Annotated in this window: 1 rRNA gene; it reads right to left on the bottom strand. The window is 45.3% G+C overall.

What is annotated here, in order from left to right:
* Positions 1–123 precede the first annotated feature (123 nt).
* Positions 124–232: ribosomal RNA gene (locus Q3W56_RS20915) — 23S ribosomal RNA — on the bottom strand; the annotation flags it as partial.

Genomic DNA, 232 nt, shown 5'->3' with positions numbered 1-232 from the left:
AGGATGAAGGTACTGGGCGTTTCTCACAGGATGTGAGAGCCCTTAGCGGAGTTTCTTTGCTTTTCCGCCTTTTAGAGAGGTGTTCTCTCAAAACTAGATAACAGATGTGACATCATTCAAAATGTGGTTAAGTCCTCGATCGATTAGTATCTGTCAGCTCCATGTGTCGCCACACTTCCACCTCAGACCTATCAACCTGATCATCTTTCAGGGATCTTACTTCCTTGCGGAA

The organism is Bacillus sp. C28GYM-DRY-1, assembly GCF_030519405.1.
GTDB classification, from domain to species: Bacteria; Bacillota; Bacilli; order Bacillales; family Bacillaceae; genus Bacillus; species Bacillus spizizenii_A.
This window is presented reverse-complemented; position numbering and strand designations above follow the sequence as displayed.